Below are 17,867 nucleotides of genomic sequence, written 5' to 3'. Positions count from 1 at the left end.
CGATGCCGGATGGCGAGATGCATAGTCGCTTTCCTCCCGTCAATTTTCTTTTGTGAATAATATTTTCACATATGGGATTGCCTTGCAAGCGACGATCGGCGAAATTTTTGCAAAGCCGGCACAGGCGGAGGAGCCGCCGGTATTGTTGTTTCGCAGGTTCTCTTCGCAAAACCGTAAGACACTTTTGCGGAACCGGCTTAGGGAGGAAGATCGATGCAAAGCGCCTGTCTTGTCTTTGTCGGCAGCCTCAACCGCGAGGCGCCCTATTTCCAGGGCGCACGCGGCGTCGGCCTCGGCGTCTACGCCTTCGACGAGGCAACGCTTGCCATTCAAAAACTTGCCGAGACCAATGAGGTCGACAATCCGACCTTCCTGTCGGTTACGCCGGACGGGACGCTGATCTATGCCAATTCGGAAGTCTTCGCCTGGCGCGAGGGAACGGTCACGGCCTATCGCTTCGACCGCGCCACCAACTCTCTCGCCTATATCAACAAGCAGCCATCGCTCGGCAGCATCACCGCCCACAACACAATCACCCGCGACGGCAGCAAGCTTCTGGTCGCGAATTATGGCATGGGCAGCGGCGGCCCCGACAAGGCGGTTGCGGTGTTCGGCTTTGCGGCCGATGGCGGCCTGACGGCGCCGCTGGCGAGCGTCGCGCATTCCGGCACCGGCCCCAATGCAGAGCGGCAGGAGCGCTCGCATGCGCACAGCGTCACCGAGACCATCCAGGGCGGCGTCGCCATCGTCGCCGATCTCGGCATCGACCAGCTGATCTCCTACCGGATCGAGCCGGACGGCGCGCTGGTGAAGCTCGCGTCGTCGGCGCTCGCGCCCGGCGCCGGGCCGCGCCATGTCGCGCTGCATCCGAACGGCCGCTTCGGCTTCGTCATGAACGAGCTGGACTCGACGGTCGTGTCGTTGGCGCTTGAGCCGTCTTCAGGCAGGCTTGAACTGATCGACACCAAGCCGGCGGTACCCGCAGAGGCTCGCGCGCACAATCACTGCGCCGACATCCAGATCTCGCCCGACGGGCGCTTCCTCTACGGCTCCAACCGCGGCCATGACAGCGTCGCGATCTCCGCCGTCGATCAGCAGACGGGAAAACTCCAAACGGTGGACTTCACGCCATGCGGCGGCCCGACGCCGCGTAACCTGGCGCTGACGCCATCCGGCAGGCATCTCTTCTCAGCCAACCAGAACGCCGACCGCATCTCGATCTTCGCACGCGACGAGCAAAGCGGCCGGCTGACCGACACCGGGCAGGCCATCGAGATCGGAACGCCGATGTGCGTGCGGATCACGCGCGACCTGGCTCAATTCTAGAGCGCTTCACCGTTTCACGGAAACGGCGAACAGCTCTATCTCCTTGTTTTTACGCAATTCCGGACGGAAAACCGCTCACACTTTTCCTGGAATTGCTCTAACGGCTGGCGTTGCCTACTGGCTGACCCGGGCGAACGTGCCGGCATAGATCTGGCCGGCAAGCGCGTAGGTGACGTTGAGCGTTCCGGGCGACGGCATCGTGGCGGTGATGTCCGCGCCGTTCGGCAGGCGCCCGAGCTTTAACGTGTTGCCGGAAATCCTGCCGGATCCGTCGGCGACGCCCGGCTTGTTGTCGGCCAGGTCGCCCCATGCGTAGCTGACCGTCACCTGCCCGCCCGAGGACACGGTCAGCACCGCCAGCTTGCCGTCATACATGCCGTTGAGCTGCCCTGCCCAGATGCCGGAGAAGGCGGCGTATCTCGCCGGAACGCCCTTGCCGGGCGGAACGACCGCGACCGTCTGATCGAGCACCGCCGAATTCGGCAAGGCCGGAGCGGGTGCAGCGGCTGGAGCGGGTTGCGGGTCAGCAACAGGATGGGAGCCAGGAACAGGCTGTGTGTCTGGAGTCGACTGGCAAGCGACAAGCGCGGCCACAACGCCCAGCATCGGCAAGAGACTGCTTGATCGCGCAAGCAGTCCGGATCGAACCCGTCCCTGTGCCAGTTTCCCACCCAAAACCGGAATTCTCATAAGCATCCCTCTGACAGGAAGCCACTTAGCCTAGTTGCCGTCGCCGGCATAGGGGTTTCCTCGGGCACTTTCCTTTGTACCCGGGCCAAACAATCGGGCGAGCAGGTCATCCCAGGGACGCCGTGGCCCAACGGGAATTCATCGCAGGAATGTCAAAGCCAGTTCAAATTTCAGGGCCATCCATCTATTGAGACGGCGCGCCGCCGGGGAGCAGCAGAAAGCCCTGTTCGCCAGTCGAATACCACAATCCCAGATACAGCAACGCCAACAATATCGCGACGATCACCGCAATCCGGACCAGAACGCGCATGACGTTGTTACCTGCTGCGCCGACACCTTCCGATTCAATATACCGAAAATGCGGCCGGCAAAATCGTCGAGACCTGCGGTTCCGCCTCAACGGCTCTTATGCCGACCTGCCAACTCTTTCGCCGGATACGGCCTGCGTCGCTTCCGTCCGGGCAGCTTTTCAAGGGGCGATAGCTCCACTTGCGAGCATTCATCGAGCGCCGTCGGGGGGGGCGTGATGCTGGAACTCCCGCCGACGCCCCACGTTCCCAAGAAACCAGCCGCGATTGCGCTCCACCGATCCGAGCAAAGATCGTTTGTCGATTTTCTTCGAGAAGAACGCGATAGAGCAGGGAGTTCCAGCATGGCTTTCACGCTTGAGAGCCCAGCCTTTGAAACCGGGCAGACCATTCCCGAGCCCTTTGTCCGCAACGGAGGCAACTTGTCTCCTCCCCTGCAATGGAAGAACGCGCCGACCGGGACCAGAAGCTTCCTGCTTGTCGTCGAGGATCCCGACGCGCCGCGCGGCATGTTTCGCCATTGGGCAGTCTATGACATCGCCGCCGGGCGGGATCGCCTGCCCGAAGGCACTGCCGGGCCGGAGAGTTTCCGCCAAGGCGTGAACGACTTCGGCAACGCCCATTATGACGGTCCCCAGCCGCCAAAAGGGCATGGCGTCCATCACTATCACTTCCGCCTTTCGGCACTCGACGTGGAGACGCTGGAATCCAGCGGAGAAACGGCAATCGCCGACCTTCTGGCCCATGCGGGACCGCACATGATCGCCACCGCCGAGCTTGTCGGCACCTATGAAAGCCGCTGACGCGCGATCCGAAGTGGCCTGTTGGCGTTCGATCGTGCCCCGTTCGAACAAGGAGAAAAACGATGCCGGACAAGAAAACCATCGAAAAGGCGCGCAAGGACAAGCGCGAAGGCAAATCGGCAAGCACGCAGGCCGGTGAATTCGTTCACGCGGAAATCGATAAAGTCCGCCAAGGCAAGCACGGCGCCCGCTCAACCAAGCAGGCGATCGCCATCGGCCTTTCGGAAGCGCGCCGCGCGGGCGTCGACCTGCCGCCGCTCAAAAAAGGCGACGTGAAGGAGACCACGCGCAAGAGCGCCAAATATGCCTACGAGGCAGGCCAGGGCGAACGCAAGCCGAAGCGCCAGCCGAAGCTCTCGAAGGCGGTGTCGAAGGTGCTCGAGGGCGAGCCGAAAAGCGCCGCCTCCCACAAGGCCCTGTCGCGGCAGGCCAAGAGCGCCGCATCCGGCCGCACGGCCGCAGAGCGGTCGGCGGCGGCCAGGAAAGCCGCGCAGACCAAAGGCGCCGCCGGACGGTCAGCGGCTGCGCGCAAGGCAGCCAGAACCCGCGGCGTGCGCGGTTAGTCTCGCCACATTGCGTCCAGGCCACCCCTACGAGCTCGGGCGCGCCGCGGCCAAGCGCGTGCAGCGGTGACGATTTCTGCCGCTAAGAATCTGCGCAGGAAGGACTGTTTGGTGGAGCCAATCGGAATCGAACCGACGACCTCTTGAATGCCATTCAAGCGCTCTCCCAACTGAGCTATGGCCCCACTCCGGCAGTCAGCCGGCGCCGTTTCCGGCGAAGAGATCCGGCGCGGTTGGGAACCGCGCCGTCGTTTAATGCTGGCGGCTTCTAGCGCCGCCTTCGGTCAAGATCAAGCCTTCAAAGACCGCTTTTTCGTCACAGGCGAAAATCGCCGGCAAACAATCGCGCCGAGGTCTAAAATCAGACCTCGTCCTCGTCATCGCCGACGCCGATCATGTCGGAGACGTCATCGTCCTCTTCTTCTTCGTCGGCAAGGAAGGTATCGTCCTCATCATCGCCGAGATCGACGTCGTCATCCTCGTCGTCGCCGAGATCGGGAAGATCGTCGCCGCCGCCCTTGGCTTCCTCGTCGGCGTCCTCGAGCGAGACAACTTCGGCGCCTTCTTCCTCGTCGCCGTCCACTTCCTTGTCGGCGACTTCCTCATCTTCCTCGAGGGCGGAAATCTTGCCTTCGTCGAAATAAGAGCGCGGATAGCTCTTGCCCGTATAGGGCGAGACAATCGGATCTTTGTTCAGGTCGTAGAATTTCCGACCCGTTTCGGGGTCGACACGCTTGGTGCCAAGTTCAGCTTTTGCCACGTCAGGCCTCGTCAAAAAAAGAATGGTCCCCTTAACCGCAGTTTTCCGCGCTGTCAAAGCCAAAAGACATGTGCTCGAAACCCGCTTTTCAAAGGCTTGCGCCAAGGGGATGACCATTGCCGCGCGCCGTGATACGAGACCGCCGCATCATGACGAACCGGGCCGGCCAGCCGGCCTTCCATTTGGAAGACAAAATGTCTCATTCCGCCGCCGCTAAACAAGCCACGGCCCGCAAATCCCCTGCCCTTGCCGGCACCGCGCGCGTGCCGGGCGACAAGTCGATCTCGCACCGCTCCTTCATGTTCGGCGGCCTTGCCTCGGGCGAGACGCGCATCACAGGCCTGCTCGAGGGCGAGGACGTGATGCGCACCGGAGCTGCCATGAAGGCGATGGGCGCACACATCGAGAAGAACGGCGCCGAGTGGGTGATCCGCGGCACCGGCAACGGCGCGCTGCTGCAGCCGGAAGGGCCGCTCGATTTCGGCAATGCCGGCACCGGTTCGCGCCTCACCATGGGTCTCGTCGGCACCTATGACATGGAGACCACCTTCATCGGCGACGCCTCGCTGTCGGGCCGGCCGATGGGCCGCGTGCTGGACCCGCTGCGCCAGATGGGCGTGCAGGTGCTGAAGGCGGCGCCCGGCGACCGCATGCCGATCACGCTGCGCGGCCCGAAGCATGCTGCGCCGATCACCTATCGCGTGCCGATGGCGTCGGCCCAGGTGAAGTCGGCGGTGCTGCTTGCCGGCTTGAACACGCCCGGCATCACCACGGTGATCGAGCCGGTGATGACGCGCGACCACACCGAAAAGATGCTGAAAGGCTTTGGCGCGAACCTGACCGTGGAGACCGACGAGCGCGGCGTGCGCCACATCTTCATCGAAGGCCAGGGCAAGCTCACCGGACAGACGATCGCCGTGCCCGGCGACCCGTCCTCGGCCGGCTTCCCGCTGGTGGCGGCGCTGATCGTGCCGGGCTCGGACATCGTGATCGAAAACGTGCTGATGAACCCGACCCGCACCGGCCTGCTTCTCACATTGCAGGAAATGGGCGGCCGGATCGATATCCTCAATCCGCGCAATGCCGGCGGCGAGGACGTGGCGGATTTGCGCGTGCGCTATTCCGAGTTGAAGGGCGTTACCGTACCGCCGGAACGCGCACCGTCGATGATCGACGAATATCCGGTGCTGGCGGTCGCGGCCAGCTTCGCCGAGGGCGAGACGCTGATGCAGGGCCTGGAGGAATTGCGCGTCAAGGAATCCGACCGGCTGTCGGCGGTCGCCAACGGGCTGAAGCTCAACGGTGTCGACTGCACCGAGGGCGAGGCATCGCTCGCCGTGCGCGGCAGACCGGGCGGCAAGGGGCTGGGCGCTCACCCCAATGGACCGGACACGGCGGTGAAGACGCATCTCGACCATCGCATCGCGATGAGCTTCCTGATCATGGGGCTGGCCACCGAGAAGCCGGTGACCATCGACGACGCGAACATGATCGCGACGAGCTTTCCGGAATTCATGGGACTGATGAAGGGATTGGGCGCGGAGATCGAGTGACGGCGATGGCAATCGCAAACTTTCGAGATTGGCACCCAACATCCGTCCCGTCGTCATCCTGGGGCGGAGCGAGGAGCGAAGCGACGCGGCGCAGACCCCAGGATCCATGCCGTGACGCCAACGCGCTGCAGCGGTGCAGAATTCTGGTCCGTGGCATTCTTCGGCTGATGTCACGGCATGGATCCCAGGGTCTCCGCTTCGCTTCGCCCTGGGATGACGAAGGCGTGAGGGTTTGTCGCCACGCCAACGAAGCGATGGTCCGCCCATGACCCACACCTTCACCATTGCCATTGACGGCCCCGCCGGCGCGGGCAAGGGCACGCTCGCCCGCCGGCTCGCCGACCACTATCGCCTCAACCTGCTCGACACCGGCCTCACCTATCGCGCTGTGGCGCATAAGCTGCTCGAGCTCGGCCTGCCGCTCGACAACGTCTCGGCGGCGGAAACGGCGGCGCGGCAGGTGGACCTTTCGAACCTCGACCGTACCGTGCTGTCGGCGCATGCGGTGGGCGAAGCGGCCTCCAAGGTCGCGGTCATTCCCACGGTGCGGCGCATCCTGGTCGAGAAGCAGCGAGCCTTCGCCAAGGCGCCGCCGGGCGCGGTGCTCGACGGCCGCGACATCGGCACGGTGGTGTGCCCGGATGCCGACATCAAGCTCTATGTCACGGCAAGCGCCGAGGTGCGGGCGAAGCGCCGGCTGGCCGAGATCGAGAGCATGGGCGGCAGCGCCGACTTCGCCACCATCCTCGCCGACATCGAGCGCCGCGACGAGCGCGACATGGGCAGAGCCTCCTCGCCGCTGAAGCCGGCGGCGGACGCGCACTTGCTTGATACCAGCGAAATGGCTATAGAAGCCGCGTTTCTGGCGGCAATGGCGATCGTTGACGATGTCCTTGCCAAGAGAAACAAGGCCTGATCGGGCTTTTTCGGTTGCCTTGAGCGGCGAAAATACCCATATCGGGCACGAACCAGCCTGCCAGCATTCTTCATGCGCCGGACTTGCCGCTTAGATAGCGGCCAAGGGCTCTTCAGCCCGGAACGCCGGCAGGCTCACGCAACGCTAACCCACGGCGCCCGCTCCGCGACAAAAGCGGAGCATTCCAGGAGAAACAATGTCAGCTGCTAATCCGTCTCGCGACGATTTCGCGAGCATGCTCGAAGAATCATTCACCGCCGGCCATTCCGGCGAGGGCCAGGTTGTCCGGGGCACGATCACCGCGATCGAAAAGGACATGGCCATCATCGATGTCGGCCTCAAGGTCGAAGGCCGCGTGCCGCTTAAGGAATTCGGCGCCAAGGGCAAGGACTCCTCCCTCAAGGTCGGCGACACCGTCGAGGTCTATGTCGAGCGCATCGAGAACGCGCTTGGCGAAGCCATGCTGTCGCGCGATAAGGCTCGCCGCGAGGAGAGCTGGGTGCGTCTCGAGGAGAAGTTCACCAAGGGTGAGCGCGTCGAAGGCGTCATCTTCAACCAGGTCAAGGGCGGCTTCACCGTCGACCTCGACGGCGCCGTGGCGTTCCTGCCGCGCAGCCAGGTCGATATCCGTCCGATCCGCGACGTCACCCCGCTGATGCACAACCCGCAGCCCTTCGAGATCCTCAAGATGGATCGCCGCCGCGGCAACATCGTGGTGTCGCGCCGCACCGTGCTCGAGGAGAGCCGCGCCGAACAGCGTTCGGAAATCGTGCAGAACCTCGAGGAAGGCCAGGTGGTCGAGGGTGTGGTCAAGAACATCACCGACTACGGTGCGTTCGTCGACCTCGGCGGCATCGACGGCCTGCTGCATGTCACCGACATGGCATGGCGCCGCGTCAACCATCCGACCGAGATCCTCAACATCGGCCAGACGGTCAAGGTGCAGATCATCCGCATCAACCAGGAAACCCACCGCATCTCGCTCGGCATGAAGCAGCTCGAGTCGGATCCGTGGTCGGATATCGGCACCAAGTTCCCGATCGGCAAGAAGATCAAGGGCACCGTCACCAACATCACCGACTACGGCGCGTTCGTCGAGCTGGAGCCGGGCATCGAGGGCCTCATCCACGTTTCGGAAATGTCGTGGACGAAGAAGAACGTGCACCCCGGCAAGATCCTGTCGACGACCCAGGAAGTCGACGTGGTCGTGCTCGAGGTCGATCCGGCCAAGCGCCGCATCTCGCTCGGTCTCAAGCAGACGCTTGAGAACCCGTGGGAAGCCTTCGCGCGCAACCATCCGGTCGGCAGCCAGGTCGAGGGCGAGGTCAAGAACAAGACCGAGTTCGGCCTGTTCATCGGCCTGGAAGGCGACGTGGACGGCATGGTGCACCTGTCCGACCTCGACTGGACCCGTCCGGGCGAGCAGGTCATCGAAGAGTACAATCGCGGCGACATGGTCAAGGCGCAGGTGCTCGACGTCGACATCGAGAAGGAACGCATCTCGCTCGGCATCAAGCAGCTGGCCCGCGACACGGTCGGCGAAGCGGCCAATAGCGGCGAGCTGCGCAAGAACGCCGTCGTCACCTGCGAGGTCATCGGCGTGAAGGATGGCGGTCTGGACGTGCGGCTGGTCGACAGCGGCATCGAGACCTTCATCAAGCGCTCCGACCTTTCGCGCGACCGCGACGAGCAGCGCCCCGAGCGCTTCACCGTCGGCCAGAAGGTCGACGCCCGCGTCATCGCCTTCGACAAGAAGACCCGCAAGCTGCAGGTCTCGATCAAGGCGCTGGAAATCGCCGAGGAAAAGGAAGCGGTCGCCCAGTACGGCTCGACCGACTCCGGCGCCTCGCTTGGCGACATCCTGGGCGCGGCGCTGAAGAAGCAGGGTAACTAAGCCCTTTCGCTTCGCGAATAACAAAACCCCGCCGGAGCGATCCGGCGGGGTTTTCTTTTGTCGGGATATCAGAGCAATTCCAGGAAAAGTGTCAGCGGTTTTCCGTCCGGAATTGCGTAAAAAAAGAGATAGAGCTCAGGCCCTGCCGTAGAGCGGGACCAGCGTGCCGCTCATGGCCTGGTTTGCGGGCGAGGCCAGGTAAGCGATCGCTTCCGCAGCTGCTTCAAGGCTGACCCATTTGGCGAAATCGGCGTCCGGCATGGCTTCGCGGTTGGCCTGCGTGTCGAGCGTCGAGGGGGCCACGGCGTTGACCAGTATGCCCTTGTGCTTCAACTCCTCGGCGATCGCCACCGTCATTGCCGCGACCGCGGCCTTGCTCGCCGTATAAGCGACCATGCCCGAACCTTTGCGCGGTTCCAGGCCGGCGCGCGCGGTAACGTTGACGATGCGGCCGGCCGTGTCGGACGCCAGCAGCGAGCGCACCGCGGCGCGGCTGCACAGGAAGGTCGTGCGGGCGTTGGTGTCCATCATTTCGGCGAAGGAGGCCGACTCGATCTTTTCGACCGGCGCCATGGTGAAGCCGCCGGCAAGATGGATCGAGGCCCAGAGCTCGGGCACCTGATGGTAGAAGGCCTCGACCTTGGCCGAATCCGACAGGTCGACATTGTGCGCCAGATGCACGCTGGCGTGGGCTGCGTAGGGAAAATGCGGCGGGGCCGCCGCGTGGGCATTGGGCACGTGGCAGATCGCGCCTTGCTCCAGCAATCTGCCGACAACCGCGCCGCCGAGCGCCCCAGTGCCGCCCGTGATCACGACATGCCTGCCGTTAAGCGTTTCCGTCATACTTTGAGCGCTCCTGTCATTTTTTTATGATTATATCTCGGGTTATGCCGCCCCAGGCTGGAACGTCGCGCCTTTCGCGCTGTCACTCAATTGAAATATCGACATGGCTGGCGCAGCGTCTTTGCATGTGTGGGGGTCGTGGCCGGTGACGATAATTGCCGACCCGCCGGCACCGGCCGGGCGACGGCCGCACCAGCCTTTCAGTCGACGGTGATTTCGATGACGCGCGGCTTGCCGGCCGCCCGTGCCCGCTTCAGCGCCTCGGCCAGATCAGCAGTTCCGGTCAACCGCTCGGCCGCGATGCCATAGGCCTCGGCGAGCTTGCAGAAATCCGGCGGCGCCGGCGAGACGCCGACCGGCTCGACGCCGACGTCGAGCATCGAGGTCTCGATCTCGCGATAGCCGCGATTGTTCCAGACGACGAAGATCACCGGCGTGTCGGCGTCGAGCGCGGCGCCGATCTCCGGCAAGGTGAACTGGAAGCCGCCATCGCCCGTGAGGCACACCACGGGCGCTTGCGGAACGGCAAGCGCCGCGCCGATCGCCGCCGGCGGACCGTAGCCCAGCGCGCCGAAGCCGGTCGCGGCGTTGAACCAGCCGCCGGGACGATCATGGTCATAGTAGAGGTTGGCGGCATAGATCGGCTGGGTTGAATCGCCGACGATGATGGCGCCCGGCAGCGCGTCGCGGATCGTCTCCACCGCGCGCACCTGCGCCAGGTATTCGGGCTTCAGTTCGGCCCGCGCGGCCTGGCGCGTCGCGGCGGCGCGAGCCTGGCCATCCCCAGCCGCAACATGACCGGGCCCGACCGCCGTAAGCAAAGCCTCGATGCCCTCGGCGCAATCGGCCTGGATGCCGACCGTCACCGGCCGGCGCGCGATCTGGTCGGCGCCGATATCAATGCGGATCAGATTGTTCGGCAGCACGAAGCCGCCGTCGCCATAGCCGTCATAGTCGGTCGGGCCGAATTCGGTGCCGGCGGCGATCACCAGATCGGCGTCCGCCACCAGCGCGCGCACGGCCTTGAGGCTGGGGCTCGCCGGCACGCAAAGCGGATGGCCATGCAGCAGGCCGCGCGCATTGGCGGTCTCGACAACCGGAGCGCCGAGCGTCTCGGCGAAGCGCCGCAACGCCGCGTCAGCCTGCTTGGCGCCGCCGCCAGCGAGGATCAGTGGACGGCGTGCCGCCTTGATTAACTTCGCCGCCTCCGCGACCGCCGCCGCGTCCGGCGCCGGGGGCGCGGCGTTGCTCAGCGCCGCCGCGATGCCGTTGGCGGGCTTGACCATGACGTCGGTGGGGATCTCGATATGCACCGGCCCCGGCCGGGCCGACGAGAACAATGCGAAGGCGCGGGCGAGCGCGCCCGGCAATTGCCCGGCCTCGGTGATGCGCTCGGAAGACAGCGCCACCTTTTCCATCATGCCGCGCTGGTCGGGCAACTCATGCAGGTAGCCCAGACCCTTGCCCAGCGTATCGGTGGCGTTGACGCCTGAGATGACCAGCATCGGCACGGAATCGGCGCGCGCCTGGCCCATGGCGGTGATGGTGTTGGTCAGCCCCGGTCCGGTGATGACGAAGGCGACGCCCGGCCGGCCGCCGGCGCGCGCATAGCCGTCGGCCATGAAGCCGGCGCCCTGCTCGTGGCGCGGCGTGACATGACGGATCCTCGAACGCGCCAGGCCGCGATAGAGCTCGACCGTATGCACGCCCGGAATGCCGAAGACGGTGTCGACGCCATGCGCCTCGAGCAAGGTGATCAGCGCTTCACCGATGGTGGTCATTGGTCTTCTCCCGTTACAGCGGGTCACTGTTCCAGCAACCCGCTCTATCTCTTCTTTCTTACGCAATTCCGGACGGAAACCCGCTTCTCACTTTTCCTGGAATTGCTTTTTTTCTACGCAATTCCGGACGGAAAACCGCTTCTCACTTTTCCTGGAATTGCTTTTCCGGCGCGAGGCCGACCTCGGCCTCTATGGCTTTGATGCCGATCGCCGCCAATTCGCCAGGCGAGAACATCTCGCCGGCCAGGCAGCCTTCGATCCAGAGCCCGTCGATGATGGCGTTGATGGCGATGGCATGGTGGCGCAGTTCGCTTGCGTCCGGCTTGCGCCGCTCGGCGGCGAGCACTTCGGCCACGACCGCTTCCACCTCGTTGCGAAAGCCGAGATAGCCCTCCCGGTGGGCGCGGGCGAGCGTCGGATCGGCGCCGGCACGGCCGATGAAGGTCGCCCAGAGCGAAAACACCCGCTGATCGATGATCGGCGCGTTGAGATTGGCGGTGACGAAGGCGGCAAGTCGCCGGCGGGGCGAGGCGTCTTCCATGAGCAATGCCGCTTTCGCCTGCTCGGTCATGCGGCCCATCAATGCCGCATAGGCTTCCCGCAGCAGATCTTCCTTGCCGGGGAAATAGTGGCGGATCAGCCCGGCGGTGACGCCGGCGCGCAAGGCGATGGTGCGCACGGTGGCGCCCTCAAGGCCATGTTCGGCAACGCTGTCCAGGGTCGCATCGATCAGGTCCTGCCGCCGCCGCTCCTCGCCCTCGCGGCGGAACTTGCGGCGGGACGGCGCATTCATTGGCGCAGGATCGGCCGCGTCAGGCATGTCGGGCCGCCTTCGCAGGCAATGCAGAGCGCATCCGCCTCGAAGATCTCGACCGTGCAGCCGGCGGCATCCATCGCGGCTTTGGTCTTGGGAAAGCCGGCAACGGCAATGACCTTCAACGGGCTGGTCGGCAGCACGTTCAGGCTGAGGCCGTTGGACGCGGCGAACTCCTGCGGATCGCCTTCGACCAGGCGGATGCCGCGCGCCTTCAGCATCTGGTAGAACGGGGCCGGCAGAAGCGGCGAATAGACCAGCGCGAGGTCGTCGGCCAGCGGGCTGATCACCGACATCAGATGCAGGCAGGCCTCTTCGCCCTGCCACAGCGGCAGGTCGAAGCCGTAGACGGAAATGCCGAGCGGCGTCAGCAGGTTGGCAACCTGCTGGATGCCTTCCTGGTTGGTGCGCACGCCGCGCCCTATCGCCAGCGTGCGGGCATCCACCCATACGCAGTCGCCACCTTCGACCTGGCCGGGCGCCTCGACGCGGCCGAGGACCGGAATGCCCAGTCTTCTATAGGTCTCCTCATGCAGCGAAGGCTCTTTGGCACGCAACGGCTTGCCCATGGACAGGATCAGCGCGCCGCGATCGGTCACCAGCGATGGGTCATGCGTGAACACCGAATCCGCGAGACCGTCGGCCTTGTCCTCAATCCACTCGATTTCGGCACCCGAAGCCGCCACCAGTTCGGCAAGGACCGCGTGCTGCATTGCTGCTTTCGCCGGGTCGAAACCCGGGCCATAGTGCCAGGCAGCCCTGTCGGCGCTGCGCATGGCGTTGGCCGCCGAACGCATCAGCACGCGCCGCAACGGCGCCGCCATGGACTGTGATCCGAAAGCGCTCATCGATGCCCTTCTAAGATGAAAAAAAGCGAAAAAATTTCATGAAACGCTATTTATACACTTGCACAACAACGCCGCAAGTGCCGTAATGAGCGGGATTGACGGGCTCGCGCTGTCGGGTCCATGCTGAGGTCTGGAGTGGGCAGTGCAGCGTATGTTGATTAGCCGGATGGACGTTCGACGACCTGCCTTCGACCATAGAGAGGTTGCCCGGTGAGCGTGGCGGATGCCGCCCCAGTCCAATCCGGCAAGGCGCAAAGCGCCGCCGCCGAAGCCATCCATGTCGGGAACCTGCACAAGAAGTTCGGCCAGCTGCACGTGCTGAAGGGCGTTTCGCTGTCGGCGCGCGACGGCGAGGTGGTCGCCATCATCGGCGGCTCCGGCTCCGGCAAGTCGACGCTGTTGCGCTGCATCAACTGCCTTGAGAATCCCACCAGCGGCATCATCCGGGTCAATGGCGAGGAGATCAAGCTCAAGGCCGACAGCCACGGCCATACCGTTCCGGCCGACCGCAGGCAGATCGAGCGTATCCGCTCCCGGCTCGGCATGGTGTTCCAGAATTTCAACCTGTGGAGCCACATGACGCTGATCGAGAATGTCATCGAGGTTCCGGTGCATGTGCTGGGCGTCAAGCGCGACGAAGCGATCGCCCAGGCCGAGAAGCTGCTCGCCCGCGTTGGGTTGGCGGAGAAGCGCGATGTCTATCCAGCCTTCCTGTCCGGCGGCCAGCAGCAGCGCGCCGCGATCGCGCGCGCCCTGGCGATCAATCCGCGGGTGATGCTGTTCGATGAGCCGACGTCGGCGCTCGATCCGGAGCTGGTCGGCGAGGTGCTGATAGTGATCGGCGATCTGGCGCGCGAGGGGCGCACCATGGTGCTGGTGACGCATGAAATGAAGTTTGCCCGCGAGGTCGCGACGCATGTCGTCTATCTCTACAACGGGCTGGTCGAGGAAGAGGGTCCGCCCGAACAGCTGTTCGGCGCGCCCAAATCCGAAAGGCTCAAACAATTCCTCCGCAATGTCGGCTAGGGCCGGCGTCAAGCGGGGCGAAAACCGGGAACAACAACAAACTGGGAGTCCTGACATGAAGACTGTTCTCAAGACATTCGCGGCAGCGCTGCTTCTCGGCGTCGCGGCGATGGGCGGCGTCGCCAAGGCCGAGCAGGTCAAGATCGGCGTCGCCGCCGAGCCCTACCCGCCTTTCACCTCGCCCGACGCCAGCGGCAAATGGGTCGGCTGGGAGATCGATTTCGTCGACGCGGTCTGCGCCGAAGAGAAGCTCGACTGCGTGATCACGCCGGTTGCCTGGGACGGCATCATTCCGGCGCTGACCACCAAGAAGATCGACGCCATCGTCTCCTCGATGTCGATCACGGCCGAGCGCGAGAAGACGATCGACTTCTCGGACAAGTACTACAACACTCCGACCGCGATCATCGGGCCGAAGGACCAGAAGTTCGGCGCCACGCCGGACGATCTCAAGGGCAAGGTGATCGGCGTCCAGGTCTCGACCGTGCATGCGGTCTACGCCAAGAAGCACTTCACCGGCGCGCAGGAGATCAAGGAATACCAGACGCAGGATGAAGCCAACAACGATCTGGCCGCCGGCCGGATCGACGCGGTGCAGGCCGACTCGATTGCGCTCGGCGAATTCCTGAAATCCGACCAGGGCAAGGCCTGCTGCGACCTGAAGGGCATGGTGGCCCCGGACGACGAGGTGCTGGGACCGGGTGTCGGCGCCGGCATCCGCAAGGAAGACACCGCGCTCAAGGAAAAGTTCAACGCCGGCATCAAGGCGATCCGCGCCAACGGCAAATATGACGAGATCTCGAAGAAATATTTCGACTTCGACATCTATGGCGGCGCCACGCAGTCGAACTGAACCCTCTCGCAACTGAGTGAGGGCATGGCGGTCGCGCCATGCCCGATCCTTGCCACGCACGCTTGCCGCCGGCTTCGACGTCAGCGGCTTGCCAGCAATACCGGGGGCGAAGCTGATCGACGCCTTTCTTCCGGCCTCGGCGGCCGGCATCATCGAACTCCTGTCACCGGTGGCGCCAGGCTGGGGCGGCACGCTGCTGGTCGGGCTGCTGCATTCGCTCGAGATCGCCATCGGCGCCACCTGCCTCGGCCTGATGATCGGTACCGCCGGCGCCTTCGGCAAGCTCTATGGCGGGCCGGTGACGCGCGACCTTCTGGCCGTCTACACCACGGTGGTCCGCGCGGTGCCGGAACTGGTGCTGATCCTGCTGCTCTATTACGCCGGCACCGACCTCATCAACCAGGTGCTGGCGGCGATGGGCTACAGCCGTGTCGATATCAGCGGTCTGGCGGCCGGCATTTTCGTGCTGGGCTTCGTCCAGGGCGCCTATTCGACCGAAGTTATCCGCGGCGCTATCCTCGCCATCCCGCAAGGCCAGATCGAGGCCGCCCGCGCCTATGGCATGTCGCCCAGTCTGATGCTCAGGCGCATCACGCTCCCGGCGATGCTCCCCTTCGCCATACCCGGCCTCGCCAATCTCTGGCTGATCGCCACCAAGGACACGGCGCTGCTTGCCGTCGTCGGCTTCTTCGAGCTGACGCTGGCGACGCGCCAGGCAGCCGGCGTCACCAAGGCCTATCTGCTCTTCTACGTCGCCGCCGGCGTGCTTTACCTGGCCGTGACCCTCTTCTCCAACCTGATCATCGGCCGCGTCGAGGCCTGGTCGCGGCGCGGCATGCCCTCCGTCAAGGAGGCGCGCTGATGTCGGCCGAAGCCACCGCGATCAACATGGCGGCGCGCGCCTCGATCTGGCTCAAGCCGCACCGCATCGTGCTTATCCTGATCGCGTTGGCGCTGGTGCTCTGCGCGGCCCTCTTCATGCGCTGGGACTGGCTGCCGCAATATTGGGAAATGGGCCTGATGGGCATCTGGCGGGCGCTCTGGATCCTGGCCGTCACCTGCGCGCTGGGCTTCGCGCTTGCGGTGCCGCTCGGGCTCGCGCAGGCCGGCGGACCGATCTGGTTCTCGGCACCGGCCAAGGTCTTCTGCACCATCATCCGAGGAACGCCGCTGCTCCTGCAGCTTTGGCTGCTCTATTACGGCCTCGGCTCGATCTTCCCGCAATATCCGTGGATCCGCGAATCCTGGCTCTGGCCGTATCTCCGGCAGGCTTGGCCCTATGCCGTGGTGGCGCTGACCTTCTCCTTCGCCGGCTATGAGGGCGAAGTGATGCGCGGCGCCTTTGCCGGCGTGCCGCGCGGACAGCTGGAGGCCGCCCGCGCCTTCGGCATGAGCCGCTGGAAAATCTTCCGCCGCATCTGGCTGCCGCAGGCCTTCTACCGGGCGCTGCCGACCCTGACCGGCGAGACGGTGCTGCAGCTGAAGTCGACACCACTGGTGGCGACGATCAGCGTCATCGACATCTTCGCCGTCTCCTCCAAGGTGCGGCAGGACACCTACCTGACCTATGAGCCTTTGCTGCTTCTGGCGCTGATCTATATGACGATCACCGGCATTCTCGTCTTCGCGTTCAGCCGGATCGAGGCGAGGATTCCGGTGAAGATCGGGTAGCGAATAGAGAGTAGTTCCTTTATCTCCCCTACTCGCTATTCCCTATTCGCTACTCGCTGCAGGGCAACTCTGATGCAACTCACCCTCGACCAGGCAACAGGCCTATGCCGGATGGCGGCGCTCGGCGCCGGCGCCAATGAGGAGGCGGCGCAGTCGCTGACCGCCTCGATCATCGCCGCGGAGGCCGAAGGCCTGTCGACGGTCGGGCTGTCGCATTTCATCGACTATCTGGAGGCGCTCGAAGCCGGTCGCATCCACGGCAATGCTGATCCGGTGATCACGCGGCCGGCGCTTGCGGTCTACCTCTCCGACGCGCGCGGCGGGCTTGCCCATACCGGCTTCGACCGCACGATCGATGACCTGGTCAAGGCGGCGAAACTGTTCGGCGTGTCGATCTTCTCGCAGAAGAACGCCTACACATGCGGCGCGCTCGGCTATTTCACCGGGCGGCTGGCGGAACAGGGGCTGGTGTCCTTCGCCGCCACCAATGGGCCGGCGGTGCTGGCCGGCTCCGGATCGGTCAAGCCGGTCTATTGCACCAACCCGATGTCCTTCGCCTCGCCGGCCGCCGACGGGCCGCCGCTGGTCATCGACCAGTCGTCGAGCGCCACCGCCTTCGTCAACATCCGCAAGGCGGCCGAGGATGGCAAGAAGATCCCCGAAGGCTGGGCGCTGGATGCCAGCGGCAACCCGACCACCGATCCGGCGGCGGCGATGAAGGGCGCGATGCTTGCCTTCGGCGGTCAGCGCGGCGCCAACATCGCGCTGATGGTCGAGGTGCTGGCCGCCGGCATTTCCGGCGCCAACTGGTCCCTCGACGCGCCCTGGTTCACCGGCGGGCCGGACAGCCCCGGCACCGGCCTTTTCGTTCTCGCCATCGAGCCCAAGCTGCTCGATCCGGACTTCGAGCAGCGCATGAAGGACCAGCTCGACCGGCTGCGGCGGCGCTATGGCGTGCATATTCCTGGACGCTCGCGCGCCGAAGCCGCGGAGAAGGCAAAGGCGCGTGGCATCACCACGTCCAGGTCGGTCGTGCAGCGCATTTCGGAATTCGCCGAGCGTTACTCGGCCTGATTCCCGGCTGTTGAACCTTTTCCCGAACTGACGCGACACATTCGCGGCACCGATGCCGCGAGCCGCCTGGTTGACTTCGTCCGGCTCGTGGCTGGCGGCGCCGCGCCGGGCGTTCAGGGCGAGGCGGGCGTGCTTGCTTCACGC

18 protein-coding genes and 1 tRNA gene are annotated in these 17,867 nt (G+C 64.7%); 11 read left to right on the top strand and 8 right to left on the bottom strand.

The genetic code is table 11. From position 1 onward, the window contains the following. Positions 1-213 precede the first annotated feature (213 nt). On the top strand, positions 214-1,326 hold the full coding sequence (locus EJ068_RS18225; protein WP_127249694.1) for a lactonase family protein: 1,113 nt from the start codon (positions 214-216) through the stop codon (positions 1,324-1,326). A gap of 114 nt (positions 1,327-1,440) precedes the next feature. On the opposite strand, the gene EJ068_RS18220 is transcribed toward EJ068_RS18225, so the two are convergent. Then, positions 1,441-1,797, bottom strand: coding sequence for a hypothetical protein (locus tag EJ068_RS18220; protein WP_245463144.1), 357 nt, complete (start codon positions 1,795-1,797; stop codon positions 1,441-1,443). A gap of 403 nt (positions 1,798-2,200) precedes the next feature. Next, a complete protein-coding gene (locus tag EJ068_RS33695) occupies positions 2,201-2,326 on the bottom strand; it encodes a hypothetical protein (protein ID WP_281058740.1) in 126 nt (41 codons plus the stop codon). A 216-nt stretch (positions 2,327-2,542) separates the two neighbouring features. On the opposite strand from EJ068_RS33695, the gene EJ068_RS18215 reads away from it, so the two are divergent. After that, the gene (locus EJ068_RS18215) at positions 2,543-3,127 is read left to right on the top strand and encodes a YbhB/YbcL family Raf kinase inhibitor-like protein (protein WP_348639298.1); all 585 of its coding nucleotides are present in this window, start codon (positions 2,543-2,545) and stop codon (positions 3,125-3,127) included. Positions 3,128-3,189: 62 nt separating this feature from the next. Next, positions 3,190-3,690: a DUF6496 domain-containing protein gene (locus tag EJ068_RS18210; RefSeq protein ID WP_127249696.1), complete on the top strand. Its 501-nt coding sequence runs from the start codon at positions 3,190-3,192 to the stop codon at positions 3,688-3,690. A 109-nt stretch (positions 3,691-3,799) separates the two neighbouring features. Here the strand turns inward: EJ068_RS18210 and EJ068_RS18205 are convergent. Together EJ068_RS18205 and EJ068_RS18200 are read right to left on the bottom strand one after the other, a co-directional pair. Next, positions 3,800-3,875: transfer RNA gene (locus EJ068_RS18205), tRNA-Ala, on the bottom strand. A 176-nt stretch (positions 3,876-4,051) separates the two neighbouring features. Beyond that, positions 4,052-4,450 (bottom strand): TIGR02300 family protein, encoded by a 399-nt coding sequence (locus tag EJ068_RS18200; protein ID WP_126079851.1) that lies wholly within the window; start codon positions 4,448-4,450, stop codon positions 4,052-4,054. A 194-nt stretch (positions 4,451-4,644) separates the two neighbouring features. On the opposite strand from EJ068_RS18200, the gene aroA reads away from it, so the two are divergent. From aroA to rpsA, 3 genes are all read left to right on the top strand, one after another. After that, positions 4,645-6,003: a 3-phosphoshikimate 1-carboxyvinyltransferase gene (gene aroA / locus EJ068_RS18195; protein WP_127256349.1), complete on the top strand. Its 1,359-nt coding sequence runs from the start codon at positions 4,645-4,647 to the stop codon at positions 6,001-6,003. 265 nt (positions 6,004-6,268) lie between these two features. Next, positions 6,269-6,919 carry a (d)CMP kinase gene (cmk, locus tag EJ068_RS18190; protein WP_127249698.1) on the top strand — a complete coding sequence of 217 codons (651 nt, stop codon included), beginning with the start codon at positions 6,269-6,271 and terminating at the stop codon, positions 6,917-6,919. 196 nt (positions 6,920-7,115) lie between these two features. Then, positions 7,116-8,813, top strand: coding sequence for a 30S ribosomal protein S1 (gene rpsA / locus EJ068_RS18185; protein WP_127249699.1), 1,698 nt, complete (start codon positions 7,116-7,118; stop codon positions 8,811-8,813). Positions 8,814-8,948: 135 nt separating this feature from the next. On the opposite strand, the gene EJ068_RS18180 is transcribed toward rpsA, so the two are convergent. The 4 genes from EJ068_RS18180 to EJ068_RS18165 all read right to left on the bottom strand — a co-directional run bounded on the left by EJ068_RS18180 (position 8,949) and on the right by EJ068_RS18165 (position 13,099). Further along, entirely contained in the window at positions 8,949-9,656 is a 708-nt protein-coding gene (locus EJ068_RS18180; protein WP_127249700.1) for an SDR family NAD(P)-dependent oxidoreductase, read from the bottom strand. 200 nt (positions 9,657-9,856) lie between these two features. Beyond that, positions 9,857-11,437 carry a 5-guanidino-2-oxopentanoate decarboxylase gene (locus EJ068_RS18175; protein WP_127249701.1) on the bottom strand — a complete coding sequence of 527 codons (1,581 nt, stop codon included), beginning with the start codon at positions 11,435-11,437 and terminating at the stop codon, positions 9,857-9,859. Between the two features lie 142 nt (positions 11,438-11,579). Further along, on the bottom strand, positions 11,580-12,257 hold the full coding sequence (locus EJ068_RS18170) for a TetR family transcriptional regulator C-terminal domain-containing protein (RefSeq protein ID WP_129554684.1): 678 nt from the start codon (positions 12,255-12,257) through the stop codon (positions 11,580-11,582). Beyond that, the gene (locus tag EJ068_RS18165) at positions 12,227-13,099 is read right to left on the bottom strand and encodes a dimethylarginine dimethylaminohydrolase family protein (protein WP_127249702.1); all 873 of its coding nucleotides are present in this window, start codon (positions 13,097-13,099) and stop codon (positions 12,227-12,229) included. The genes EJ068_RS18170 and EJ068_RS18165 overlap by 31 nt, the downstream gene beginning before the upstream one ends. A gap of 210 nt (positions 13,100-13,309) precedes the next feature. Here EJ068_RS18165 and EJ068_RS18160 point away from each other — a divergent pair, with 210 nt between their 5' ends. The 5 genes from EJ068_RS18160 (at position 13,310) to EJ068_RS18140 (ending at position 17,723) form a co-directional block, all read left to right on the top strand. Continuing rightward, positions 13,310-14,125, top strand: coding sequence for an ABC transporter ATP-binding protein (locus EJ068_RS18160; RefSeq protein ID WP_127249703.1), 816 nt, complete (start codon positions 13,310-13,312; stop codon positions 14,123-14,125). A 55-nt stretch (positions 14,126-14,180) separates the two neighbouring features. Beyond that, positions 14,181-14,978, top strand: coding sequence for a transporter substrate-binding domain-containing protein (locus tag EJ068_RS18155; RefSeq protein WP_042645165.1), 798 nt, complete (start codon positions 14,181-14,183; stop codon positions 14,976-14,978). Between the two features lie 196 nt (positions 14,979-15,174). After that, positions 15,175-15,840, top strand: coding sequence for an ABC transporter permease (locus EJ068_RS18150; protein WP_127249729.1), 666 nt, complete (start codon positions 15,175-15,177; stop codon positions 15,838-15,840). Beyond that, positions 15,840-16,649: an ABC transporter permease gene (locus tag EJ068_RS18145; protein ID WP_042645166.1), complete on the top strand. Its 810-nt coding sequence runs from the start codon at positions 15,840-15,842 to the stop codon at positions 16,647-16,649. Before EJ068_RS18150 ends, EJ068_RS18145 begins: the two co-directional genes overlap by 1 nt. Positions 16,650-16,721: 72 nt before the next feature. Beyond that, positions 16,722-17,723, top strand: a complete 1,002-nt coding sequence (locus tag EJ068_RS18140) for an Ldh family oxidoreductase (RefSeq protein ID WP_189341902.1) — start codon at positions 16,722-16,724, stop codon at positions 17,721-17,723. Positions 17,724-17,867 lie beyond the last annotated feature (144 nt).

The sequence above is a fragment of the Mesorhizobium sp. M2A.F.Ca.ET.043.02.1.1 genome (genome assembly GCF_003952405.1).
Classification (GTDB): Bacteria; Pseudomonadota; Alphaproteobacteria; order Rhizobiales; family Rhizobiaceae; genus Mesorhizobium.
This window is presented reverse-complemented; position numbering and strand designations above follow the sequence as displayed.